Source organism: Desulfoluna butyratoxydans (assembly GCF_900699765.1).
Lineage (GTDB): Bacteria > Desulfobacterota > Desulfobacteria > Desulfobacterales > Desulfolunaceae > Desulfoluna > Desulfoluna butyratoxydans.
This window is the reverse complement of sequence record NZ_CAADHO010000005.1, coordinates 121,201-145,707: the sequence shown is the minus strand read 5'-3', so window position 1 is coordinate 145,707 and position 24,507 is coordinate 121,201. Positions and strand designations below refer to the sequence as shown.

General features: G+C 59.4%; 22 protein-coding genes. 4 read left to right on the top strand and 18 right to left on the bottom strand.

The window, feature by feature from the left end; translation table 11 throughout:
* Window positions 1–7: 7 nt before the first annotated feature.
* Window positions 8–475: a hypothetical protein gene (locus MSL71_RS14710; protein WP_180141678.1), complete on the bottom strand. Its 468-nt coding sequence runs from the start codon at window positions 473–475 to the stop codon at window positions 8–10.
* Between the two features lie 453 nt (window positions 476–928).
* Here MSL71_RS14710 and MSL71_RS14705 point away from each other — a divergent pair, with 453 nt between their 5' ends.
* A complete protein-coding gene (locus MSL71_RS14705) occupies window positions 929–1,543 on the top strand; it encodes a YkgJ family cysteine cluster protein (RefSeq protein WP_180141676.1) in 615 nt (204 codons plus the stop codon).
* Between the two features lie 356 nt (window positions 1,544–1,899).
* The gene (locus MSL71_RS14700) at window positions 1,900–3,579 is read left to right on the top strand and encodes a DEAD/DEAH box helicase (protein WP_246317799.1); all 1,680 of its coding nucleotides are present in this window, start codon (window positions 1,900–1,902) and stop codon (window positions 3,577–3,579) included.
* Window positions 3,580–3,663: 84 nt separating this feature from the next.
* Here MSL71_RS14700 and MSL71_RS14695 read toward each other — a convergent pair whose 3' ends face one another.
* The 8 genes from MSL71_RS14695 to MSL71_RS14660 all read right to left on the bottom strand — a co-directional run bounded on the left by MSL71_RS14695 (window position 3,664) and on the right by MSL71_RS14660 (window position 10,300).
* Window positions 3,664–4,071: a hypothetical protein gene (locus tag MSL71_RS14695; protein ID WP_180141672.1), complete on the bottom strand. Its 408-nt coding sequence runs from the start codon at window positions 4,069–4,071 to the stop codon at window positions 3,664–3,666.
* A 182-nt stretch (window positions 4,072–4,253) separates the two neighbouring features.
* Window positions 4,254–4,628 carry a hypothetical protein gene (locus MSL71_RS14690; RefSeq protein ID WP_180141670.1) on the bottom strand — a complete coding sequence of 125 codons (375 nt, stop codon included), beginning with the start codon at window positions 4,626–4,628 and terminating at the stop codon, window positions 4,254–4,256.
* 369 nt (window positions 4,629–4,997) lie between these two features.
* A complete protein-coding gene (locus MSL71_RS14685; RefSeq protein WP_180141668.1) occupies window positions 4,998–6,191 on the bottom strand; it encodes a metallophosphoesterase in 1,194 nt (397 codons plus the stop codon).
* A 314-nt stretch (window positions 6,192–6,505) separates the two neighbouring features.
* Entirely contained in the window at window positions 6,506–7,237 is a 732-nt protein-coding gene (locus MSL71_RS14680; protein WP_180141666.1) for an amino acid ABC transporter ATP-binding protein, read from the bottom strand.
* A gap of 2 nt (window positions 7,238–7,239) precedes the next feature.
* On the bottom strand, window positions 7,240–8,244 hold the full coding sequence (locus MSL71_RS14675; protein WP_180141664.1) for an amino acid ABC transporter permease: 1,005 nt from the start codon (window positions 8,242–8,244) through the stop codon (window positions 7,240–7,242).
* A gap of 204 nt (window positions 8,245–8,448) precedes the next feature.
* Window positions 8,449–9,264, bottom strand: coding sequence for a transporter substrate-binding domain-containing protein (locus MSL71_RS14670; protein ID WP_180141662.1), 816 nt, complete (start codon window positions 9,262–9,264; stop codon window positions 8,449–8,451).
* A gap of 80 nt (window positions 9,265–9,344) precedes the next feature.
* A complete protein-coding gene (locus tag MSL71_RS14665; protein ID WP_092209903.1) occupies window positions 9,345–9,509 on the bottom strand; it encodes a hypothetical protein in 165 nt (54 codons plus the stop codon).
* Between the two features lie 32 nt (window positions 9,510–9,541).
* Window positions 9,542–10,300, bottom strand: a complete 759-nt coding sequence (locus MSL71_RS14660; protein WP_180141660.1) for a dimethylarginine dimethylaminohydrolase family protein — start codon at window positions 10,298–10,300, stop codon at window positions 9,542–9,544.
* Between the two features lie 526 nt (window positions 10,301–10,826).
* Between MSL71_RS14660 and MSL71_RS14655 the strand changes: the two genes are divergently transcribed.
* Entirely contained in the window at window positions 10,827–11,435 is a 609-nt protein-coding gene (locus tag MSL71_RS14655) for a MarC family protein (RefSeq protein WP_180141658.1), read from the top strand.
* Here the strand turns inward: MSL71_RS14655 and MSL71_RS14650 are convergent.
* The 4 genes from MSL71_RS14650 to guaA all read right to left on the bottom strand — a co-directional run bounded on the left by MSL71_RS14650 (window position 11,428) and on the right by guaA (window position 15,891).
* Window positions 11,428–11,886: a hypothetical protein gene (locus MSL71_RS14650; protein WP_180141656.1), complete on the bottom strand. Its 459-nt coding sequence runs from the start codon at window positions 11,884–11,886 to the stop codon at window positions 11,428–11,430. The genes MSL71_RS14655 and MSL71_RS14650 overlap by 8 nt on opposite strands.
* A 26-nt stretch (window positions 11,887–11,912) precedes the next feature.
* Window positions 11,913–13,445, bottom strand: coding sequence for a SidJ-related pseudokinase (locus tag MSL71_RS14645; RefSeq protein WP_180141634.1), 1,533 nt, complete (start codon window positions 13,443–13,445; stop codon window positions 11,913–11,915).
* Between the two features lie 76 nt (window positions 13,446–13,521).
* The gene (locus tag MSL71_RS14640; protein WP_180141632.1) at window positions 13,522–14,352 is read right to left on the bottom strand and encodes a coiled-coil domain-containing protein; all 831 of its coding nucleotides are present in this window, start codon (window positions 14,350–14,352) and stop codon (window positions 13,522–13,524) included.
* A gap of 6 nt (window positions 14,353–14,358) precedes the next feature.
* Window positions 14,359–15,891, bottom strand: coding sequence for a glutamine-hydrolyzing GMP synthase (gene guaA, locus MSL71_RS14635; protein ID WP_180141630.1), 1,533 nt, complete (start codon window positions 15,889–15,891; stop codon window positions 14,359–14,361).
* Between the two features lie 498 nt (window positions 15,892–16,389).
* Between guaA and efp the strand changes: the two genes are divergently transcribed.
* A complete protein-coding gene (gene efp / locus MSL71_RS14630) occupies window positions 16,390–16,953 on the top strand; it encodes an elongation factor P (RefSeq protein ID WP_180141628.1) in 564 nt (187 codons plus the stop codon).
* A gap of 92 nt (window positions 16,954–17,045) precedes the next feature.
* Here efp and topA read toward each other — a convergent pair whose 3' ends face one another.
* From topA to secD, 5 genes are all read right to left on the bottom strand, one after another.
* Window positions 17,046–19,343, bottom strand: a complete 2,298-nt coding sequence (topA, locus tag MSL71_RS14625; protein WP_180141626.1) for a type I DNA topoisomerase — start codon at window positions 19,341–19,343, stop codon at window positions 17,046–17,048.
* A complete protein-coding gene (gene dprA, locus MSL71_RS14620) occupies window positions 19,340–20,485 on the bottom strand; it encodes a DNA-processing protein DprA (RefSeq protein WP_180141624.1) in 1,146 nt (381 codons plus the stop codon). The genes topA and dprA overlap by 4 nt, the downstream gene beginning before the upstream one ends.
* A gap of 171 nt (window positions 20,486–20,656) precedes the next feature.
* Entirely contained in the window at window positions 20,657–21,430 is a 774-nt protein-coding gene (gene ybgF / locus MSL71_RS14615) for a tol-pal system protein YbgF (protein ID WP_180141622.1), read from the bottom strand.
* A 241-nt stretch (window positions 21,431–21,671) separates the two neighbouring features.
* Entirely contained in the window at window positions 21,672–22,721 is a 1,050-nt protein-coding gene (secF, locus tag MSL71_RS14610; RefSeq protein ID WP_180141620.1) for a protein translocase subunit SecF, read from the bottom strand.
* A 23-nt stretch (window positions 22,722–22,744) separates the two neighbouring features.
* Complete coding sequence (gene secD / locus MSL71_RS14605; protein ID WP_180141618.1) at window positions 22,745–24,349, bottom strand: protein translocase subunit SecD; 1,605 nt, start codon at window positions 24,347–24,349, stop codon at window positions 22,745–22,747.
* Window positions 24,350–24,507: the final 158 nt, after the last annotated feature.

The window sequence follows — 24,507 nt, the reverse complement described above, 5'->3', positions numbered from 1 at the left end:
ATTTTTATTAACCGATGCCGTACTCCAGGGGGCGGGAGGCCTGCTCTTCGCCTTCTGGGTCGGACGGCGGGCTGGAGAGATTAAAGAAGCCGGATTGGCCGGTGATGGTCCAGCCGGTGGTATCCCAGAGGTTGGCCCTCTCCATTTCTGAGCCGTGGTAGTAGAGTTCTCCGAGGGGGGTTGTGAGGGTCTCTCCCTTTTTGCCTGAAACGGGAGAACCGTTATGAAAGAGGTCTCCGTGGATGCCCTGGCTTCGTGTGCCTTTGTTGGTGACGTAGACCACGAGCTTCCAGCCCTCTTTTTCGTAGATTCGCTCGGGCATCTGTTCGCATGCCCGGGTTGTTTTCATTGCTGCGTTGTGGCCCATTTCGCGCGAGGCGTAGGTGGACCCGGATTTCATGGTGGTTCCACCGCAGGACGCGATGAAAACCGTTAAGGCCGTTACGATCAGGATCGACACTTTTTCAAGGCTCATGCAATCAAACTCCTTACAGAAAAAACGTGGCACGCCGCAGGGGGTGTTGCCGGGATTGCTGTCAACGCATTAGACAGTCACAGGCGTTGTCGTAAATCCCAAGGCGCCCTGTTGCCGGGTGTCTATGTCAAACGAGTCCATACATATCACAATTAACTTCCTGAATCCACCTTAAAAAATGCTTTTCATGGGCGCCGGGCTCCAATGGGGGGAGGGAACTTTTTTTCGCGGGCGGGTATTTACCTGGAGACAAACAAAGAAATAAGTTGACATCCTGCCGTGAATGACCGATGCTCCCGTCCGTACCTGACTCCTTTGGGAGATGTCCTTATATCAAGGCGACCTCATATCTGAACGTTCCCGCCCTTTTATAAAGTCCTTCTCAAGTTGGATCCAACATGGTGTTGAGTGCCTTTGGGCCAGGTTTATCCCTTACTTGAAAAGGTGAAAACCATGGCTGAAGGTGCATGGGACGCCGCGGTCCGCGAGGTGCTGGTGCGTGTTGCCGAAGAGTGCCCGCAGGAGGAAGCAGGCCCTCGTCTTGCAGCTGTCGGCTGTGAGATGGGCGAATACATGGTGGCAAAGGTGGAGGCGGATCAGGGGCTTGAAGGGGTCTCGGACTGCCGGAAAGGATGCGGCTGGTGTTGTCATGCCCAGGTTCCCGTGTCCCGACCCGAAGCGGAATGGCTGCGTGACTGGATGGATACCCATTTTCAGGCGGCCGAGCGCGACGACACCCTGAAGCGGATCGCCCGCAACCTGGACCTCACAAAGGGCCGCTCCCTGGATGAGCGCGTCGCTGTCTGGCACCGGACGCCTTGTATTTTCCTTCATGAAAACGTCTGCCGGGTTTACCCGGTACGGCCCCTGGTGTGCCGAGCGTGGCACGCCGTGGACAAGGAGCAGTGCCGAAGGGCCTTTCTGGCCCGGGAGGCAAACGCCGAAGTCGACAACACCCCCTTCAGGAATTTTATCCTCGGGGTGGTTCGGGACGAACTGGCGCGCCTCATGTCCTGGCCCGGAAACGGTGTTTTGCCGCTCCCGGAGGCCATGGCGTTTCTGGTGTAGAACCGCACCTTTCTCCGCGACTGCACCCCCATGGTTATGAAAACCGTTTTTATTTGATATGTTCGGGCGATCCACCGGGCTGATCCAATGCCTGCGTGCCGCCCTTTTTGTATGCCCTGTTCCCGGACCCCTGTCCGGGGCTTGCGGCCTTCAGGGAAGGCCTTTAAGAAAAATATGTTCGCGACACGTCCTGGGTTTGATGTCTCTTGTGCCTTGTGATGCACTGCGGTGCCGGTGCGAGAAAGGGAAGATATCAGTGGATTCGGTGACGGTTTGCGACAACAACCACCACCACGCCCGTGCGTGATGAAAGAGAGTAAGCGAATATTATGTCCCTTTGTTTTGATGAGTTTGGATTGCGTCAGGAACTGGTTGACGCCGTAGCCGCCCTTGGGTTCACCGAGCCCACCCCCATTCAGGAAAAAGCCCTGGACACCCTGCGAGAGAACACAGGGGACCTTGTGGCCCTTGCCCAGACAGGAACCGGCAAGACCGCTGCCTTCGGCCTTCCCCTGATCAACCGTATCCAGACGGACAACCGCCGTATCCAGGCCGTTGTGCTCTGTCCCACCCGTGAACTCTGCATCCAGATTTCCCGGGATTTCCTTGCCTTTGCAACGAACATCCCCTCACTTCAGATCGCCTCCATTTACGGCGGTTCCTCCATTGCCCTTCAGATCCGTCAGGTCAAGCGCGGATCTCAGATCGTTGTGGCTACCCCGGGTCGTCTGCTGGACCTCATGGGACGTGGCGTGGTGGATCTCTCCAATGTGACCAATGTGGTTCTGGACGAAGCAGATGAGATGCTCAACATGGGTTTTAAAGAGGCCATTGACGACATCCTCAAGGAGACCCCGGACTCTTCGGCAACCTGGCTTTTCTCCGCCACCATGCCCAAGGGGGTCGCGGCCATTGCCCGTGGCTTCATGACCGATCCGGTGGAGGTGACCGTGGGCAAGAAAAACAGCACCTCGGCACGCATCGACCACGAAAACTACGTGGTTCGCCCCGGCGCACAGCTCGTGGCCCTGAAGCGCATCATCGACGGCTACCCGGATATCTACGGGGTCGTCTTTTGCCGCACCCGCCATGAAACCCGGCAGGTGGCAGAATCCCTTCTGGAGGCGGGCTACGATGCCGATGCTCTCCACGGTGACCTCTCCCAGCAGCAGCGCGATGTGGTGATGCAGCGTTTCAGGAACCGTCGCCTCAAACTCCTCGTGGCAACAGACGTTGCCGCCCGCGGGATCGATGTGGAAGGGATCTCCCACGTGATCCACTTTGGCCTCCCCGATGAGGTGGCGGCCTATACCCACCGCAGCGGGCGAACGGCCCGTGCGGGTCGATCCGGAAAGTCCCTTGTGATCATGAGCTGGCGCGATCACCGCAAACTCGGCCTTGTGGCCGCGCGGTGCGGGATTCGTTTTAAGGCGTGCAAGGTGCCCGAAGGGGAGGCCATCTGCAAACTCAAGCTGGCCGATATGGTGGAGAAGCTCAAGGCTGTTGAGGTGGACTACGACGCCGTGGGCGAGTACCTGCCTTCTGTTTACGAATCCCTTGAGGGGTTGACCAAAGAAGAGCTGATCAATCAGATCGTGGCCGAGCGGTTCAACAGTGTGGCCGCAGCCTACAAAGGGGCGGAGGACATCAACGACCGCGGTGCGCAGCCCCGTCGTCCCCGTCAGGACCGTGGGAACCGATCCTACGGTGACTCCCGCTCTTCAGGCATGCAGCGCATTACTTTCAACAAAGGGGCCAACAACCGCATCAACCAGGGTGCGGTCATTCGCCTGGTGTGCGAACGTGCCGGTATTTCATCCCGCCAGATCGGACGCATCGACATCGGCAAGGACGCCTCCTACTTCGAGGTGGAAGGCGGGCTGGCCCGTCACGTATTCCATGCCATGAAAGGGGCGACCCTGGACGGGCAGCGCCTGTTCGTTGAGATGCAGGGTGGAGGGGACTCCGCCTGGCGCGGCGCGCGCCGGACCAACCGTGGCGGCGGTCGCCGACCCCAGGGGCGACGCGCTTCCTGAGCCATGCCCTGACATGTGATTTCGTGAAAACAAAAAAAAACGGCCGACGTCTGATGACGTCGGCCGTTTTTGGTTTATGGGGGATCAGAAAAAGAATCCGCCGGTTCCGATGCCGGCCGGGATGGTGATGACCGTGGCCGCTGCCGCAGGCATCATGAGAAGGTCCTGGCTGACCGTCTGGAATTCACGGTGAATAAGGTGGGGCTGCTGCACCGTGTGGTTCATGTCCCGGATCTCCCTGAGCACATCGGAGGGCACAATGGCATTGAGGGTCGAAAGGACCTGGATTGCGTCTTGCCGGTTCTTCTCTTCGCGGCGTTGCTCTTCCGTTGCCCTTTCTCCTTGAAGGGTGGCAATACCGCTCTGGGCGGTTACGTCCATCATCTCCCGGTCTGTCATGCCTTTGAGCTCCGCAAGGGCATAAGGGGCGGTGAACACCAGGCTGCCAATCATCACTAACGTATATGCGCATTTCTTTGTTGCAGGTGTCATCTTTGTTCTCCATGGGCGGGCCGATCCGGGGGGCCCCGTTGAATCGGGGGCCCGCCGGATTAAACCCGTACCGGTAGTGTTCCGGGCCCTCGGGATGCCGCTGCGGTTGGGGTGGTGAGCGGCACGGGCCCGTTGGAACCCGGCTGGCGGGATGGTTGCCGTACGTTGGGAGTCGGGAAGGCTTAGGGGTTGGTGATTTTCAGGGCTTCGTCGATGAAAAACTGGGGAAGCCGCCCGGGCGTGGCCTCATCAAAAAGCTGGCTGATGGTCTGGCCGGATGCCTTTCCTGCCTCGAAGTTGGCGAACTCGGTGAGGCGTTCGTGGGAGTTTTCCACCGGGTATTCGGTGGTGTTGTTGCGCCTCAGGATCTCCCGGTTGACCTCGGTGTTGCGTTCGGCAAGGTGTGCGAGGGCATGCTCGGAGTGGATGCCCCTTGCGCCGGAGATGGCTTCCATGGACCCCTCGGAGAGGCTTTGGGGTTCTGCCTGGGCGTTGACGGCAACAAGAAGGGCGCCGACGGCAATAAGGGCCAGAATGGTTGACGAAGGTGTTTTCATGGGGCTTCTCCCGTGCCTTGGTCAGGCTGTTGCATGGTTTGGTGTGTCAGGCCGTCACTGCACGCGGAGAAGAGGTGAAAGGGGCGTCGGTTGAAAGCTGGCTTTGTGACCTGAGGTGTTGCTTACAGGTAATTCACGTTCCATACCAAGGCAGAGAAAAGGGGGCTTTTTTTTTAGGCAGGGGGAGCGATAGGGGGGAGATGGCTTGAATGACGAGGACTTCCAGAGCTTATGATCGCATGTGGGGGAAGGCCGGTGCAAGGCTTGGGTACAGGTGTACCACTTTGGTTTTGTTCACTATACCACATCTGTGGGGATCTTTCCCCTATGGCGAATATGGGAGACGTTCACTATCTGGAACACAGGGGGTTACGAAAAGAGGTGGAGGGTGATCTCCGACGGGGAACCGAGGCGAAAAGGGGGGCCCCAGAAGCCCGTGCCGCGGTTGATGTAGAGGCGGTGGCCGTCTTCCTCGTAGAGCCCTGCCACCCACGGCTGGACCGCGTGGATCACCCAGGTGTAGGGCAGGTACTGCCCGCCGTGGGTGTGGCCGCTGAGGGTGAGGTGGCAGTTCTGGGCCTTGGCCTCGGTGAAGGAGAGGGGCTGGTGGGCCAGGAGAATCCGATAGGCGTCTTCCGGGGCACCGGAGAGGGCCTGCTTCGGGCTGGAGGCGTGTTCGGGCACCAGGCGGCCTGCGTGGTAGTCCGTGACCCCCGCAAGGACCAGGGGCGCCCCCTTGTAATTCAGGGTCAGGTGGCTGTTGAGGAGCGTGGTGAAGCCCAGCCGTGCGACTTCGTCGAGCCAGGGACGCACCCCGGAGTAGTACTCATGGTTGCCGGTGATGAAGTATTTACCCATGGGAGGGGCAAGGTCTGCCAGGGGAGCGACATCATCCCTGAGCATGGCCACGGATCCGTCCACGAGATCCCCGGTGAAGACCACCATATCCGGTGACAGGGCAGAGACCTGGCTTACCACCCGTTCCACCATGCCGCGACGGATGGTGTGGCTGACGTGGAGGTCGCTGATCTGGACAATGCGAAGGCCCTTGAGACCGGGCTGCTCCGCAGGGTGGGTGACGGTGACCACCTCCGGTGCCTTGAGTCCCCCTTTAAGGGCCAGGCCGGCAAGGGTTGCGGTGCTTCCTGCGATGGCCAGGTTGATGCCGTTGATGAGAAAGCCACGGCGGGCAGGGACAAAGGGCAGGGCCATGGCCGCGTGGCCCTTTGTGGAGGTAAAAGGCAGCAGGGAGATGAGGGCCCCCGCCAGGTCCCGTGCCATCACCCCGCAGATCAGGATGGAGTAGATGCCCATGAGGAGATAGCCCACCCAGGCCATGGCATCGAAGAGGGGGCCTTTCTGCCCTAAGGTGCGCAGGTAAAAAAGCAGGGGGGAAAAGAAGAGGGCGTAAAAAAGGCTCATCCAGAGAAGAAAACGGATAAAGACCGGCAGGGGCAGCTGGTTGAAGAAGCGGATCCCGCCGAACCAGATGAACACGGAGATGGAGACGACAAGGAAGAGGATAAAGAGGCTCATGGCTCGATTCGTTGTCTGGGTTGTCATGGCGTCAGGGCTGCGCCGGGTGGCAGCCTGTGTCGGTAACGCTTGGCCTCCGGTGGTGTCGGAGATCAGGCGGGGTTGTTTTTTCTCATGAAATCTCAAGGCCAATAGGCATGATCCATAGTAGAGCAATATGGGGACGCGGCACAATCTCAAAATACGAGGTGCCGGTGTGAGGGCATAAAAAAAGCGGCCGCCCTGTGGAGGGGCTGGCCGCTTTTTATTGGTATCGGGGCACAAATACCGCGATGCGCTAAACCGGATGTCTTACGGGTCGGGTGCGCTTATCTGCAAGGCACCGGGATGACCTGTCCGGGTTAAAGGATCTGGTTTAGAAAGGTCTGTGTGCGCTCGCTTTTGGGGTTGGAGAAGAACTCCTCGGGCGTGCCCTCTTCGATGACGCACCCGCCGTCCATGAAGATGACCCGGTCGGCCACCTCCCGGGCAAAGCCCATTTCATGGGTGACCACAACCATGGTCATCCCCTCTTTGGCCAGGCCTTTCATGACGTCCAGTACCTCGCCCACCATCTCCGGGTCCAGGGCGCTGGTGGGTTCGTCAAAGAGAATGACCTTGGGGTCCATGGCCAGGGATCGGGCAATGGCCACGCGCTGCTGCTGGCCGCCGGAGAGCTGGTTGGGGTAGACCTGGGATTTCTCCTCGATGCCCACTTTTTTAAGGAGCATCATCCCCTTTTCCTCGGCCTCGGCCTTGGATCGTTTTCTCACGCTCATCTGGGCCATGGTGAGGTTTTCCAGCACGGTTTTGTGGGGAAACAGGTTGAAGGACTGAAAGACCATGCCCGCTTCGGCCCGGATGGCGTTGATGTTGGCCTTGGGGTCGAGGACATCGTCGCCGTCGATGGTGATGGAGCCGCTGTCGGCGTACTCCAGTCGGTTCAGGCAGCGGAGGAAGGTGCTCTTCCCGGAGCCCGACGGGCCGATGATGACCACCACCTCGCCGGGGGCCACCTCAAGGGAGGCGTCCTTCAGGGCGTGGATTTTGTGGGGCGCATAAAAATATTTATTCACATGTTGTGCACGTATCATGATTACACCGCTCTTTTTTCAAGTTTCTGGACAAGCAGGGAGAAACCGAAGGTGAGGACCAGGTAAAGGGCCGCACAGACGATCCAGAGTTCAAAGGGTTGCAACGATGAGGTGACCACCTCACGGGTGACTTTGGTCAGCTCACGGACGGAAATGACCCCCAGCAGAGAGGAGTCTTTGATGAGGCTGATGAACTGCCCGGCCAGGGCCGGTAAAATCCGGTTGATGGCCTGGGGCATGATCACCTTGCGCATGGCCTCGGCGTAGCTCATGCCGAGGGAACGGGCCGCCTCCATCTGGCCCACCTGCACGGACTGGATCCCCGCACGGACGATCTCTGCGGTATAGGCGCCGGTGAAGATGGCCAGGGACAGGATCCCGAACCAGAGGGTAGGGATCTTGGAAATGCCCAGGTCCATGAGAATTCGGTTGACCAGGGTGCCGATGACAAAATACCAGATCATCAGCTGAACCAGCAAGGGGGAGCCTCGAACCAGTTCAATATAGGTGATGGCGGACCACTTGAGGGCCGGGTTGTCCGAGATGCGCATCAGGCCGGTGACAATGCCGATGACCAAGGCCAGGATGATGGCGTAGAAACTCGCCTTGAGGGTGATCCAGAGGCCGTAGAGGAGAAGGCCCGTCTGCCACTTTTTTTCCATGCCCAGGGGGTCGCCGGCGTAGATATAGTCGCCTTCCGCCGCAAGGAGGCTGCTGGTGGGAAGGGTGTAGGTCTCGGCTTCGCCGACGCCTTCCACGGTGACGCGGGTGGTTTTGCCCTCGGTCTCAATCCGGGCCACGAGGCCGTCGATTTCGCTTAAGGTCTCCACCTCATCCTGATACACAAAATAGTCCGGCACCTGGTACCAGCGCCACACGTAATCCACCGACTTGGTGGCCACATACAGGCCGGCCATGCCGAGGATGAGGGCGACGAAAAAGATGCCTGTCCAGAGGGTTTTGTACGCCTTGGGTCGCGGCGCATCCAGACCCGGGTAAAGTGACATGTCCTGCTCCTTTGTCCGCGGCCGGCATGTGTCGTTCTGCCTGAGGGCTGCGGGAGGGGTCGCACCCGAACCGCTTGCCCGGGGGCGTCGGTTCGGATCTTAAAGAGGGTGAATCGGTCGGCACACAAGGCGGCCACGCAACAAATCACCCCGGAAGCTCAAGGCTGCCGGGGTGACTGTGTGCGGAAAACCGTCGGGGTCCGATTACATATTTTTAAACCACTTGGTGCTCGTGATCCACTTGTGGTGGAGACGGTCGTAGGTGCCGTCAGCCTTGATCTGGCGAACGAAGTTGTTCAAAAAGTTGAGGAAATCGGGGTCGCCTTTGCGGATGCCCATGCCCAGGGGCTCGTAGGTGAAGGGCTCGTCCAGGAGGATCGCTTTGCCTTCTCCGTGCTGGGCCATGAACACGACGCCGAAGGGCAGGTCGTAAACAAAGGCGTCGGACTGGCCGTTGACCACGTCCATGGCGCCGTCGGCCTCTTTGTCAAAGGACTTGTATTTGGCTTTGGGGATCATGCGCTTGGTGGCCATCTCGCCGGTGGTACCGATGCGCGAGGCAACGGTGTACTTGGGATCGTTGAGATCTTTGTAGGAGTGGACCTTGTCCTTGAGGCGCTTGTTCAGGATGATGGCCTGACCCACCACGATGTAGGGCTCGGGGAAGTTGATCTGGGTGTTGCGGCTCTGGGTGATGGTCATGCCGCTGAGGATGACGTCGAACTTGTCGGTGAGCAGGGCGGGGATGATCCCGTCGAAATCGGTGTTGACGATGGTGAGCTTGACGCCCAGGGACTTGGCCAGGAGCTTGGCGATGTCAATGTCGAAGCCGACGATGTTTCCCTTTTTGTCGGTCATCTCAAAGGGCTGGTAGCCCGGGTCAAGGCCGATGCGGAGTTCTTTGCGTTCCAGGATCTTGTTCAGAGTGGACTTCTTGGCCAGTTCAATGTCGTCTGCGAATCCCTGGGCGGCAAATGCCAGCAGGCACAGGGACGCAATCAGCATCTGTTTGAGCTTCATCGGTGAATAATCCTCCAGTTCGTTCTCTCCGTTAACACATAACCCTTACGGTCAGGCGTGGGCAAGGCACGGCCTTTGGGTCAATACTTGCCTTCCGTAAGGACCTCTTTGATGATCATTTTTTTCCGACAGACGGGGCAGTCCGGCATTTTTTCATCGGGAAGGTAGATGATCTGGCTGCGTTTGCACTGCGGGCAGTGCACCTCCACCGCTTCCCTTTTGTATCGGTTTTTGATGACGTCCATGGGACCTCCTCGTCAAAAAAAGACAGGTAACATTAAAAACGAAGGGACAGGCAGGTGAGTCCCCCGTCCATTTTCCGGGTTTCGCTGGTGTCGAGTTCCACGATGGGAAGCTCCAGCGCCTCAAGTTTTGCCCGTGTTTTGGGGAAGCCCTTGGGCATGATCAGTGTGTCGTTGATAAGAAGGGTGTTGCCTGCGTACTCTTCTTCCGGGTCCAGCACGATGAGGGTGTAGTCCTTGAGCTCGCTGCGGTCTTTGAAGGCGTCGGTGACCAGCAGGGTGTTTTTGCCCACGTAGTTGACGCTGGACTTGAAGTGGAGACCGGCGGCCACGGGGACGGGTGTCCAGGTGTAGCCGTGTCGGCTGACGATGTCGCCAAGCTGGGAGGCACCCTCCTGGTTTGTTCGGTCGGAGACGCCGATGAAGAAATGGCGATCCACCATGAGGATATCGCCGCCGTCCACGGTGCCGGGGGCCGTGATCTTTTCAAGGGTGCGGTGGGCGGCCAGGGCCTTTTCGATGGTGACCTCTTCGCCCTTTCGCGCATCGGCTCCGGGGTTGGTGATGACGGCTGCTTCAGGAAAAACCACGGCGGTGTCCTCCACAAAGTGGGCATCCGGGTAGGCCTCTTCCGCCTCAAGCTCCTCCACTGCAATGCCAAGGTCCTTCAGGGCCTGAACATAAGCGGCGTGCTGAGCAAGCATTGTATCATAATCCGGGGCACCCAGGGCCTGCGTGGTGATGCCGTTGGCGAAATTTTTACAGGGTTTTCTGACGATAGCTTTTTGAAACATAGCGAAACCACCAACTCCTTACAACAATAACGGTAACCGATCCCTTCCACAGCAGAAAAACGGCAACCATGCATAGCCATGGTGCCGTCGGCGGGCAACAAACGGGTCAACAGAGCCGGGACCGTTATGCGGGCAACCCGAGAGTGCGAACGTATCCTAAAAAATAGATGACGTTACGTTTTTAGTCGTGGAAGGGAGTCATGTCAACCCTATTTCAAAAGGGGCCCGGAAAATAGGGGGGCGACGAAGCGAAAGCCCGGGCGTTCCGCTGAAACATCCAGAGATACAAGGGGTTGCCGGGCGGGTGAGGCAGGAACAGAGGGCCCGGTTTTAAGCTCGGTATGGAAACTCCTTTCTTTTGTTCTTCAGGTGGGTTAGAAAACAGGGGTTGCCTCTTTGAAGCATTCCTTAAAAAAAACGGCGGTGGGCACAACCGCCTGTGCCGGGCCTTTTTCGGCCGGACGGGTGGCTGGTTGTGGCGTGCCGCTTTTTATCACCTTATCATTCGTTTTTCTGGAACCGAACCATGCCCGTTGAAACCTTTCTCCACGCCCTGACATCGTATTTTGTCATCATCGACCCCTTAGGGGCCGCCATTATTTTCTATGCCCTCACCGACGGAAAGGGCCGATCCTACAGCCGCACCATGGCCGTGAAGTCCATTGCGGTCTCCACGTGCATTATCCTGACCTTCGGCTTTTTCGGGGAGGTTATCCTGACCCGCCTGGGCATCAGCATCGAGGCGTTGCGCGTGGCCGGGGGGCTTCTTTTGTTTTACACGGCGTTTCACATGATCACCGGCACCGATTCACATCAGCAGAGCGGGAGCATCCAGGGGCTGACGGACATCAGCGTGTATCCCATGTCCATCCCGCTTCTGTCCGGGCCCGGCTGCCTGACCCTTACCATCCTGCTCTTTTCCGGCGCCACAGGCACCGCCGAGCTGGTCGCCGTGGTGGGGGCCGCCCTGATCATCAACACCGTGACCCTGATTTCGTTTCTTTTTGCCGGCACTGTCATGCGGTGCATCGGGGGGACCGGCGACGACATCATCAAGCGTCTTTTCGGCGTGCTCCTGGCTGCCCTGGCCATTCAGTTTATCGCTGATGGTATCCGGCAGCTGGCCGCTATGTAGGGCTGTTTGCCGGGCCGGTGGGCCTTGCGAAGGTGTCGAGGTGGGATTTCAGCGTGTTTTTCTCGGCATGGAGAAGGGGTCGCCAGGTGATGGTGTAGATGGTCTCATCGCCGTCGTGGTATGCGGGGGTGAAATGGGCCGCGTGGAAGGCCTCTTTGAGAAAGGGGTCGCACTCGATCCACAGGGTGCGCCGGATGCACAGGTCAAAGGTGCTGAAAATGTGGCGGCCCAGGCTCTCTGCGCAGATACGGCGCCGCGGGCCCTCGGAGATATCTTCTGCAAGCACCACATGGCGTTTCAGGGGCATGGCAAAGGGGGTGTCCGCGGCCAGGTCGATGATGCGCAGTCGACACGTGATAAGGCAGGGGGCATTCTGGTCGTCCTGACCCGCACACTCCCTGCATCCCCCGTCGGGGCCGTTCCAGCGATAGATATCATCGTAGATAAGCAAAACCGGCTCTCCTTCTTCCTTGTGGCTCATGGGGACGGGTTACGTGCCTTTGCCAGAAACCCGTCGGTTATTGTAATGGATGCGAGGGTGGCCGTAAACTCAATTAATTCGGGGCAGGAGATTTTTCCGTTGAAGCGGCCCAGGTGGGGGCCGGTGAAAAGGACCATGTCGGCCGCCCCCTTTTGCACGCGTTGTGTTTCCTCTTCGGTGTAGCCCCGTTCCATCAAGAAATCCCTGAAGGCTTCCTCCTCCATGGTCTGCTGGTCCCGTGCCCGCAGGATCTCTTCCATGTGGTGATCCTCCCCCATTTCGTCTGTCATTCGCCCGGCCAGGACCCTGAAATTCCTTGAAGAGAAGTGGCTCTGCTCCCTTCCCGTATATCCTTTGTGGTACCCGTTTGCGATGGCCGCGAGCATGTCGGTGAGTTTGTCCTGGGAAAAGAGGGACCGGTGATCGGTGCGGCCGGGGGAGGGGGCTGCTTTGCCCTCCCTGCTTCGGAAATGGCTCCCCGCCACCAGGAGGAGGCTCAGGACCTGGTCCCCCATGGTGCGGTAGGTGTCGCTTAAGGAGAGCTCCGGTGCGGTTTCCATGTGCTCAAAATCCCTGAGTCCGGACAGCCCGAAGTTGGGAAACCGGCAGGAGGCGAGCCAGCGGTCCAGCCGTCCTCCCTTCTGCCACAGGTAGATTCCATCGTCGTCCCTGCGGTCGGTCTGGACGCGGTTGTGAAAGAGGGGGACCGGTGCGGTGTGGAGGATGCCCCGTGAGGCAAGGTACCCGAAGAGAAACGCCGCTGTTCCGAGGACCTCAGACGCTTGATCGGTTTCCATGGGGGCCGTGGGTTCGTTGGGGTAGGTGAAATAGGCCGGTGTGGTGAGAAAGGCCATGGCCGTATCCGATGCCGCCTCCGGGGGAAGCCCCGTCATGCGCATGAGGGCTGGGCCCACCGGGGTGGGGACGTGGGTGCCTGCGGGGAGTATGGGGGCCAGGGCGCGCATCCAGTGCCATTCGGCAGAGAGGCCCGCCGGGTCTTCACCGGGCCGGGCGCATTTGATGACCAGGGTCTGGGAGCGGTGATGGAAGAGAAGGCTGCGGCCCGCAGGGTGGGCCGTGGTGTTCAGGGGAAATCCCGCCTCTTCGAGCACCTCGGCCAGGGACCGAAGGCCCGGGTCGGGGCATGGCCCGGCAGGGGGGAGGGCGGCCTTCCGGGGGGCAAGGCCGCGGCAGGCCGTGCAGATGGCCATGTGACGGGGCCCCGATGCCTCACCGCACAGGGCGCTTATGCCATGCAGGGCCAGTTGGGCAACGGGGTGGTCCGGGCCCAGCTTCAGCGCGGTGTCGGTGAGGATACGCGCCAGGCGTTCGTAGAAGAAGTAGGCGGTGCGCCGGTTCTCGAACCGGGGGTCAGCCAGGCAGGCGAGGAGCATGCGGGTCCCTTCTTCCGTCAGGTTTTCCGGGGTTTCCTCGCAGGCGTTTTCCAGGGCACCGGCGGCGAGAAACAGGGCGTTGTAACCCCGCGATGCGGAAAAGATCCGTTCGATGTCTTCGGCGCTGGAGGTCATGGGCTCCTGTAAGCAAAAGGGGCCATGCCGTAGCATGGCCCCTCGGGTTGGTGTATGGCTGGCGGGAAACGACGGGTCAGCCGCCGATCTCCTGCTCGCTGATGGTGCCGGCCGGTGAAGCGGGCGGGGGTGTGTCCGCAGGAGGAGCTGCCGGCGCTGCCGGTGCCGGAGTGGCGTGGCTCTCCCTTTCCAGGGCGTCCATGCGGGCGCCGAGGGCGGTGCGTACCTCGTCAATGCGGACCTGAAGGAGGATGCGCTCCTTTTTCAGGCGCTTGTCGAGCTCCGCCAGGGAGGGCAAGGAGCCGGATAGCTGGGTGAGCTCTTTGCGGGCAGCGGCAAGGTCGGCTTTGAGCCGTGTGATCCCTTTGGCGTCGGCCGCGCTTTTCTTCTCCAGCTTCCGGGTGCGGTCGATGGCTTCGTCCACATCGGACTGGGCCAGGGCCAGGGCCTTGTCGTTTTTATCCAGTCGGCCGGTAAGGGCCCCCAAGCGGGTCTCGGTCTGCTTCTTGGTGAGTCGGGTGGCCACGATGAAGTCAACATCCTTCTGGGCTTTTCCGACCTTTTTCTCCAGGGTTCTGATCCGGGTCTTGATGCCTCCCAGTTCTTCGCCCAGGAGTTTTTCAAGCCGGGCGTTTTTGACCTGGAGGGAGGAGACCATACGCTCCATGTCCTTGGAGGCGCTGCGCACCTCCTTGGAGCCGGTGTCTTTGAACGCCGCCATCCTCCGGTTCATGTCCACATAGCCGAAGATCATCACGATGCCGATGAGGCAGGGCATGATGACGGCGATGAGCGTCACCTTGAGGTTGAGGCTGTCCAGCCGGGAACGTTCGGGTTCTCCGATGTTCACCGGCTCATCCCTGTTGTCGGACCCGAACACGAACCGTTCGTCGTTTTTCTTGTCCATACGGGCCTATTCCCATTCAATGGTTCCTGGGGGTTTGGAGGTGATGTCGTACACCATGCGGTTGACCCCGTTGACTTCGTTGATCACCCGGTTGGAGATGCGGGCCAAAAGGTCGTGGGGGAGGCGTGCCCAGTCGGCGGTCATGGCGTCCTTGCTGGTGACGGCGCGCATGGCCACGGTGTAGTCGTAAGTCCGCTGGTCGCCCATGACGCCCACGCTCTTGATGGGGAGCAGAACGGCAAAGGACTGCCAGACTTTCTTGTAGAATCCGGCCTTTTTGATCTCTTCCACGATGATGGCGTCGGCTTCCCGAAGGATGTCGAGGCGTCTCTTGGTGATCTCGCCCAGGACGCGGATACCCAGGCCGGGGCCGGGGAAGGGCTGGCGCCAGACAAGGTCGTCGGGGATGCCCATCTCTTCGCCCAGGGCGCGGACTTCGTCCTTGAAGAGGTACTTCAGGGGCTCCACGAGCTTGAGCTTCATGTCTTCGGGGAGGCCGCCCACGTTGTGGTGGGACTTGATGACATCCGAGGCGCCGCCGAACACGGACTGGGACTCGATGACGTCCGGGTAGAGGGTGCCCTGGCCGAGGAATTCGGCCCCATCCACTTTGGAGGCTTCGTCTTCGAAGACGTCGATGAAGATGTTGCCGATGAGCTTTCGCTTCTGCTCAGGGTCGGAGACGCCGTCCAGGGCGGTGAGGAACCGCTCGGAAGCATCCACGAACTTGATGTTCAGGTCCAGCTTGTTGGTGAGGGACTCTTCCAGCTTTTCACGCTCGTTGAGGCGCATGAGGCCGTTGTCCACGAAGATACAGGTGAGGTTCCTGCCGATGGCCTTGTGGATCAGCACGGCGGCAACGGTGGAGTCCACGCCGCCGGAGAGGCCCAGGATCACCTTTTTGTCGCCCACAGTGGCCTTGATCTCCTCCACGGAGGATTTGACGACATTCTCCATGGTCCAGGTGCGCTCGCACTTGCAGACGTCGAAGAGGAAGTTGGAGAGCATCTCGCGACCCTTGAGGGAGTGCTCCACCTCGGGGTGGAACTGCAGGCCGTAGAATTTGCGGGAGGGGTCGGCCGCCGCTGCAAAGGGGGTGTTGTCGGTGGTGCCGGTGGGCACAAAGCCTTCGGGGAGCTGGGTGATGGAGTCGCCGTGGCTCATCCAGCACTGGGTCGGGGACTCGATCCCCTCGAAGATGCGGCAGGGCTCTTTGATGGAGAGCTCGGCAAAGCCGTACTCGCGCTTGTCGGAGCGCTTGACCTCGCCGCCCAGGGTGCTGACCATGAACTGCATCCCGTAGCAGATGCCCAGGACCGGGATACCCAGGTCGAAGATGGCGCTGTCCACCTGGGGGCTGTTTTCATCGTAGATGCTGCAGGGACCACCGGAGAGGATAATGCCCTCGGGCTTGAGTTCCTTGATGTAATCCAGGGTGGCGACGGTCGGGGCGTCCACCTGGCAGTACACGTTGAACTCACGGACGCGGCGTGCGATGAGCTGGTTGAATTGTGAACCGAAATCGATGATTAATATCATGATATTCCTTTTATGTTTGGTCGCTTTGCAGATAAAGTGCGATGTTGCCTTTCTTCCAGGGGCGGCACCGCAAATACCGGATGCTTTTTTGTAGGGTTTACAGGGACATCGGATGTGGTGCCGTTTTTGGTGAAACCGATGGTCTTCACTTTAATCCGTGCATTTACCATATCAGGAAAAAAATGGAAAGGGGATCATCCCGCGCCCTTCGGGGCCCGGCGTTGCCAAGGGGGACGTCATGTGGTAAAAAAACGGTGAGCCGTCTGTGTTTCAAGCCAGGGGGCGTTGCAGTCGGTAAATAGGGACATGGAAGAGATCGGGCCGAATGCGTGGTTGCTTAGACCCTGCACCTGAAGGGTGACGGGCCGTTGTCACGACGTTGGGACGGCCCCACTGTGCGCAAGGCGCGACGATTCTCTCCTGTGATCCACAAGAACAGATGATATCAACGGGCCCGGACGATGCGGGCCATGAAAAAAAGACAAGGACAGGCAGACGATGATTGAATGTGGCGAACTGCGGAAAGGCCTCAAACTTGAGATTGACGGTGAACCCTATGTGATCGTTCAGTTTGAGTTCGTTAAGCCCGGTAAGGGCCAGGCGCTTTACAAGTGCAAACTCAAGAACATGATCAACGGCACACAGTTTGACAGGACCTACCGCTCCGGTGAAAAATTTACCAAAGCAAGCCTGGAAGAGCGTGAGATGGAGTATCTCTATTTTGACGGAGATGCCTACAGTTTCATGGACACCCAGAACTACGAGCAGGAGTTTCTCTCCGCAGACCAGGTCGCAGACGTCATTCCCCTGCTCAAGGAGAACACCAAGTGCTCCGTGCTCATGTTTGACGGCCGCGCCATCGGCGTGACCCTTCCCAATTTCGTTGAGCTGCTGATCACCAAGTGCGATCCCTGGGTCAAGGGAGATACCGCCACCAACAACTACAAGCCTGCCACCGTGGAGACCGGTTATGAGATCCAGGTGCCTCCCTTTGTCGACGAAGGCGAGGTCATTCGCATCGATACCCGTACCGGCGAGTACTCTGAGCGTGTGAAAAAATAGGTCGACGCGCCCATGGCGCTGTGTCACCGAACGAAAAAAGGGCCCATCCGCCAGGATGGGCCCTTTTTTTATTTCCGGGCCATGCCGGGGAATCAGGCTTCCTCTTTCTTTTCCACGGGCTCCTTGAAGCCGCAGCCTTCGGTGAGGCACTTCAGGAAGGTGCCGTCGCGCTTGGTGGTTTTTTCCACCAGGTAAGGGGCCCCGCAGAGGTCGCATGGGCGGGGGACGGGTTTGTCCCAGATGGCAAAGCTGCAGTCCGGGTACTTGTTGCACCCGTAAAACACCTTGCCCCGCTTGGAACGTTTCTCAACGATGGTGCCGTCGCACCCTTTTTCAGGGCAGGGCACGCCGGTGTCCGCGCCGGAGCCGGAGCCGCCGTCGCCGTTGACCCCCATGGTGTTCTTGCAGTCGGGGTAGCCGCTGCATGCCAGGAACTCGCCGTAGCGGCCCTGCTTGAGGAGCATGGGCTTGCCGCATTTGTCGCAGACCTTCCCTTCGGCCAGCTCAAAGGAGGGCTCGATGGGGTGGATGACGCCCTTGTCGTCCCGTTCGTAGTTGCGGGAATAGTCGCACTCGGGATACCCGTTGCAGGCGATGAAGGTGCCGTTCCGGCCGATCTTGAGGTGGAGCTTCTCTTTGTTGCACTTGGGGCAGGTGAGCTCGGTTTCGATGCCCACGCCCTTGATGCTGATCATGTTGGCGGTGGCCTCTTCCAGCTCCTTGTCGAAGGAGGAGTAAAATTCACCGAGGAGGGTGAGGTAGTCGATCTCCGAGGCTTCCACCTTGTCCAGGTTGTTTTCGAAGCTGGCCGTGAACTCCACGTTGAAGACGTCCGGGAAGTTGGCCACCAGCAGGTCGTTGACGATGAACCCGAGTTCACTGGGGCGGAAGTAGCGGTTCACCAGCTCCACGTACCCTTTGTTCCGGATGGTGGAGAGGATGGTGGCGTAGGTACTCGGACGCCCGATGCCGTTCTCTTCCAGCTCCTTGACAAGGGAGGCTTCGGAGAAACGGGGGGGCGGGGAGGTGAAGTGCTGCTTGGGATCCAGGTTAAGCAGCGAAAGGGCTTCGCCTTCGGCCAGTTCCGGCAGGTGCTGCTTTTTGTCGTCGTCTTTTTTCCCCTCATCATAGGTGTAGAGGGTCATGAAGCCGGGGAACCGGACCGTGGAGCCGGAGACGGACAGGGTGAACCGGCCCGAGGCAATGCCCACGCTGACCTGGTCGATGAGGGCCTGCTGCATCTGGGAGGCGATGAAACGCTTCCAGATGAGGGTGTAGAGCAGGCGCTGATCCTCGTCCAGGTAGGCTGCGACCTTTTCCGGGGTGTTGAAGACGCTGGTGGGGCGGATGGCCTCGTGGGCGTCCTGGGCTTTGTTCTTGTTCTTGAAAAAGCGTGGGGCGTCAATGGCGTAATCGTTGCCGAATTTCCCCCGGATGAACTCTCCGGCTTCCACGGCCGCCTCGTTGGCGATACGCGTGGAGTCGGTACGCATGTAGGTGATGAGGCCCACAGGTTCGCCCGGTCCGAGTTCCACCCCTTCGTAAAGCTGTTGGGCCACGCTCATGGTTTTGCGCGCGGAGAAGCGGAGGCGGTTGATGGCCTCCTGCTGGAGTTTACTGGTGGTGAAGGGTGGCAGGGGGTTCCGCTTTTTGGTGCGGCGGGTGATTTTCTCGACCTTGTAGGGATTGTCCCGCAGCTCATCCACCATGGCATGGGCGGTTTCGCCGTTTTTGATATCGGCTTTTTTACCGTCCACCTTGGTCAGCTTGGCCACGAAGGAGCTGTCGGCCTGGCCTTTGAGTTCGGCGGCAATGCTCCAGTACTCTTCGGGCTCAAACCGATGGATGGCGTGCTCGCGTTCGCAGATGATGCGAACGGCAACAGACTGTACCCGTCCTGCACTGAGCCCGCCCTGAACCTTCTTCCAGAGCAGGGGAGAGACCTGGTACCCCACGAGCCGGTCGAGGATGCGTCGGGCCTGCTGGGCGTCGTAGCGGTTGTAGTTGAGCTCTGTGGGGTTGTTTAAGGCCTCCTCGATGCCGCGCTTGGTCAGCTCGTGAAAGAGGACCCTTTTAAAGGTGCGATCTTTTCCCTTGAGGATGTCGGCCGTGTGGAAGGCAATGGCCTCCCCTTCGCGGTCGGGGTCGGGGGCGAGGTAGATCTCGGTGGCATTTTCCGCAGCGGCCTTGAGTTCCTTGATGACCTTGGACTTGCCTTTGATCTGGAGATACTTGGCCTTAAACCCCTTTTCAATGTCAATGCCCATCTCTCGGGGGGGCAGGTCTTTGATGTGACCTGATGTGGCCGCAACATTGTAGGTTTTTCCAATATATTTTTTGAGGGTCCGCACCTTGGTGGGGGACTCCACGATAACCAGGGGTTTGCTCACGATTTCTCCTCTTTCAGCGAAAAGAGTTTTCCGGGGGATCGTACCACCACGCCTTTTAATTCGAGGCTCAACAACACGGCGGATAGGCGACCCGCCCCCATGGGAACATTTTGTAAAATATCGTCAATATGAGACGGATACAAGTCAAGGACCTTTAATACAGAGATCTCCTCATGATCAAGAGAAAATTTCGACAGGTCCGGTTTCTTCGGGTTTTGGCCCGAGGCGGAATCGCAGAGATCACGGGGTGTTGGCGTTGATTTTTCGGCGGCGTGGATGTGGGCCGCGAATTCTTCCGTTATATCTGCCGACGACGCCACCAGTTTAGCCCCCTCCCGAATGAGGTGATGGGTACCGGTGCTCTGGGAGGCGCGAATGTGGCCCGGAACGGCAAAGACCTCTCTGTTCTGGTCGGCCGCGCAGCGGGCGGTGATGAGGGAGCCGCTTTTTAGGGAGGCTTCCACCACCACGGTGCCCAGGCTGAGGCCGCTGATAATGCGGTTGCGCATGGGAAAATGGTGGGCCTCGGGTGGGCTGTCGTAATCAAACTCGGAGATCAGGGCGCCGGAGCAGGCAATGGCGTCGGCCAGCCGCCTGTTTTCCGGCGGGTAGACCCTGCCCAGGCCGCAGCCGAGAACGGCAACGGTGTGTCCCTGTGCAGCAAGGGCGCCTTTGTGGGCTGCTGTGTCGATGCCCCGTGCCAGGCCGCTGACCACGGTGAACCCGGAACCGGCAAGCTCTCCGGCCAGGTCAGAGGCGTTTTTGAGGCCGTAGGAGGTGGCTTTACGGGATCCCACAAGGGCCACCATGGCCGACTCGGGGTCCAGGTGGCCCGAGACCTGGAGCAGGGGTGGCGGATCGTGAATGGTCGCCAAAAGTCGCGGATAGTCCCCGTGGGTCAGGGGCAGGAGGGTAACCCCTGCGTCACGGGCCCGGTCATGGCTGCGACGGGCACGGTCGCTGAGCCTGTGGGTGCGGATGGTCTCGGCAAGGCGATGGGAGATGCCGTCCACGCGAACCAGGCTTTTTGCATCGGATTCAAAGACCTTTTCGGGGCTTCCGAAGGCCTGAATCAGTCGTTTGAACAGCAGGTTCCCGACACCGGGGACTTCCTTGAGGGCGAACCAGGGCAGAAGGTTCATCGGTATAAGATCCGAATCGTGCGGTGGTTTGGGCTCAGCCACCAAAAGGGCATGACGCGACGGGGGGGCCGGGGGGAGCGTCGACGGACCGGCCCGGGCGCCTTGAACCCAACAGGGGAGGGCGCCGTGGGACCGGGTCGCAGGGGTGCGTTGATTTTGGTGCGTGAACCCTTAGTTATCGTCCAGGGAATTGAGCGCTTTTTCCGCTTTGGCGCCCGACGGGGTGAAGGGGTGCTCCATGACCACCCGCTTCAGGTATTTTCTTGCGGATTCCTTGTCGTTTAACGAAAGGAACGAGTACCCGGTTTTGAGCAGGGCATCGGGGACTTTGCTGCCTTTGGGGTATTTTTTCAGGAGTGTCCGGAACGAGCTGATGGCGGCCGAATAATTTCTCTCAGTATAGTGGATTTCACCGGACCAGTAAATGGCGTTGTCGGCCAGGTTGTCGTTGGGCCATTTTTCCGCAACTTCCCGGAAAAGCAGGAGCGCCTTGTCGTGGTTGCCCTCTTTCATGGCGGCAAAAGCGTCGGTGTAGGTTCGGCTGGCAAGGTTGCCCTTATCGGATTTTTTTGCCTTGGCAGGTACCGGGGCTGCCACCATGGCCGGGGCGGAGGATTCCTCGGTGATGGCAGGGGCCTTGACAGCGGGCTCGGCCGGACCGATGGGCTCCATGGGGGGCTCTGCGGGCAGGGGCGATGTTCTTTCCAGATCGGCCAGGGCTCGCTCGTGGCTGTCCACCATGAACTGCATGACCGAGAGACGGTGATGCATCTCGTTCATCTTCTGGCGGGTCTCCTGCAGCTCGCGGGCCAGGGTGGCTGTTCCGGGATCGCGCCTGTGCTGAACCGTTTTGCACCCGGGGGCGACAAGAAGGGCAATGATGACTGCCGCTGCGGCGGATTTTCCGGGGAATCTGTCTCGTCTCTTGGCCGTTGCCTTCATCATCCGTGTATAAACTCCTGTGCAAATAAAAGTGGGGGGGCGGGTCGGCGTGCGACAAAGCACCCGGCGCCGGATTTCTGCATCTCTTTGGCGTGGGGTGCCCCAGGGATGCAGGCGGACAAAATATGTCAGAAAAAGCTACCAGAATGGATCGTGGAATGCAAAGCAAAAAGCGCCGCAGGAGAAAGGGAGGTGCCGCCGGCTGGGTGGCCCAGCCGGCGGAAGAGATGCGAGGTGTCGGTGATCAGTTCTCGTCTGTTTTCCAGGCCAGGAGAATGGGGCTGGCCACATAGATGGAGGAGTACGTTCCCGTGACAACGCCGATGATCATGGCAAAGGCGAAATCATGGATGACGCCGCCGCCCAGGACATACAGGGCCACCACCACCACCAGGGTGGTCAGCGAGGTGAGGATGGTACGGCTCAGGGTCTCGTTGACGCTGCGGTTGATGATGAAGTCCAGGGGTTTTTTGGTGTACTTCTTCCCGTTTTCACGGATTCGGTCAAAGACGATGATGGTGTCGTTGAGCGAGTAGCCGATGATGGTCAGAAGTGCCGCCACGATGGGCAGGGTGAACTCGACGTCGAGCAGCGAGAAGATCCCCACCGTGATGGTGATGTCGTGGACCAGGGCGATGATGGCCCCCATGGCATACTTCAGCTCCAGGTACCAGCAGAAGATGATGCTGATCACAAGGGCAAGGACAATGAGAAAGGGCATGCCCGAGCTGACAAAGGCGATGGACTGAAGCTGGGTTACCCCGTAAACCGCACCGCCCAGGATGGCGGCCAGGGCTCCGGAGAGGCCCCACTTCAGCTCGAATCGGCCCGAAATATAGATGATGATGAACAAGAGGGCGTAGAACATGGCCAGGAGGGCTTTTTGCCTCAGGTCCTTGCTCACCTGGGGGCCCACCATATCGAGGCTCAGGTCTTTGACTTCCACGCCGGTGCTTTCACCCAGGGCCTGCTTGACCTTGGGGGCAAAGCTGCTGTCCGCCATGAACGCCTGCTTGGTCCGAATCTGGAACTCATGGTCGCTGTCGCTGCCGAAACGCTGGACAGAAGCCCCTTCGAGGCCGGCGGGCTTGAGGCCCTTCTTGACCGATGCGATGTCGACGGCATCGGTGAATTTGACCTGCACGGCGCTGCCGCCGGAGAAGTCGACACCGTAGCGCGGCCCTTTGTGGATGAACAGCGAGATGATGCTGACGGCGATCAGGGTCAGGGAGAGGCAGAACGCGATCTTCTTGACGCCGGTGAAGTTGATGTTGGTCTCTTTGATGAACTGCATTTGGGATATCTCCTCACTAAGGGCTAAATGCTCAGGGTTTTCACGTTCGCCTTCTGCAAGATGGAATCAAACAGCAGTCTGGATACCACAAGGGCCGTAAAGAGACTGGAGAGGATACCGATGCCGAGGGTGACGGCAAAGCCTTTCACCGGTCCGGAGCCGAACTGGAAGAGGACCATGGCGGCGATCAGGGTGGTGACGTTGGCGTCCAGGATGGTGAGGGTCGCCTTATCGAAGCCCGCCTCCACGGCAGCCATGGGACTCTGGCCGAGGTTCAGCTCTTCTCGTATCCTCTCAAAGATGAGCACGTTGGCGTCCACGGCCATGCCGATGGTCAGGATAATGCCCGCGATGCCCGGCAAGGTAAGGGTCGCCTGAAAGGCGGCCAGCCCCGCTGCAATAAGCAGGACGTTGAGGATCAGGGCCACGTCTGCGATGAGGCCGGAACCTTTGTAATAAACAACCATGAAGACGATGACGGCCAGGCCCCCGATGAGCATGGACCAGATCCCCTTGCGGATGGAGTCGGCTCCCAGGGTGGGACCGACGGTTCGCTCTTCAAGGATCTTTACGGGGGCGGGGAGGGCGCCTGCGCGCAGGGCGATGGAGAGGACACGGGCCTCTTCCATGGTGAAGCCGCCGGTGATCTGGGCGCGCCCGCCGGCAATTCGGTCCCTGATGACCGGGGCTGAGTAGACGGTGTCGTCCAGGACGATGGCCAGACGCCTGTTGACGTTGGCGCCGGTGATCTTCCCGAAGATACGGGCCCCTTTGCGGTCGAACTCAATGGAGACGTAGGGCTCGTTGGTCATGTTGTCGAAAAGGATCCGGGCATCGGTGAGGGAGTCACCGGTGAGGAGGACTCGCTTTTTGATCAGCATGGGGGTGGATGATTCCACGCCGCTGACGGGATCTTTGTGGACCAGGTTGAGCAGCTCGCTGCCTGCCGGTGCATGGGAAGCAAGGGCTGTCTGCACATCGCCGTCTTCATCCACCAGGCGGAATTCGAGGATGGCGGTCTTGCCGATGAGGTCCTTGGCCGCTTTTGTGTCGGTGACCCCGGGAAGCTGGATAAGGATGCGATCGTCACCCTGTTTTCGGATGTCGGGCTCGCTGACCCCGAATTCGTCAATACGGTTTCGGATGGTCTCAAGGGCCTGGTCCGCGGCGAATTTTCTGACGCGCTCGGCTTCGTCGGCTTTCATGGACAGGGTCACCAGGGTGAGGCTGCCGCTTTCGGAGGTGTCGCTCACGGCAAGGTCTTGGAAATCGTCGGCAATGATACCCCTGAAGGCCGGCAGATCATCTGCAGAGAGGAGTTTGACGTGGAGCTTGGTGCTCTGGGGCACCAGGGTAACGCCCCTGTTTTTCATGGTGTGTTTGCGAAGGGCCTGGCGAATGTCGGATATCTTCAGGGACATGGCGTTTTCAACGGCCTTTTCGGTCTGGACTTCCAGAACCAGGTGCATACCGCCCTGAAGGTCGAGGCCCAGGTTGATCTTTTTGTGGGGCCATATCTCGGGCTCGCTCGTCCCTTTAATGTACATGGTTGCCGTGGGAAGGATGTACACGGCAGCCATGATGATAACCACAAGAACCGCTATCAGTCTCCAGGATAGATTCTTCAATGGTGCTTCCTCTCAGCCCGATGGGTGTTGGTGATCGCGTGAAAACATGCTCAAGGTCAGGGTCTGGTTTTAAGCGGAATTCAACGAAAGAGTCACTGTCCCCTGGGTGCTCACTCTGGTAAAAGCTGTTCGAACAAGAAAGAATATAAAAGCACACA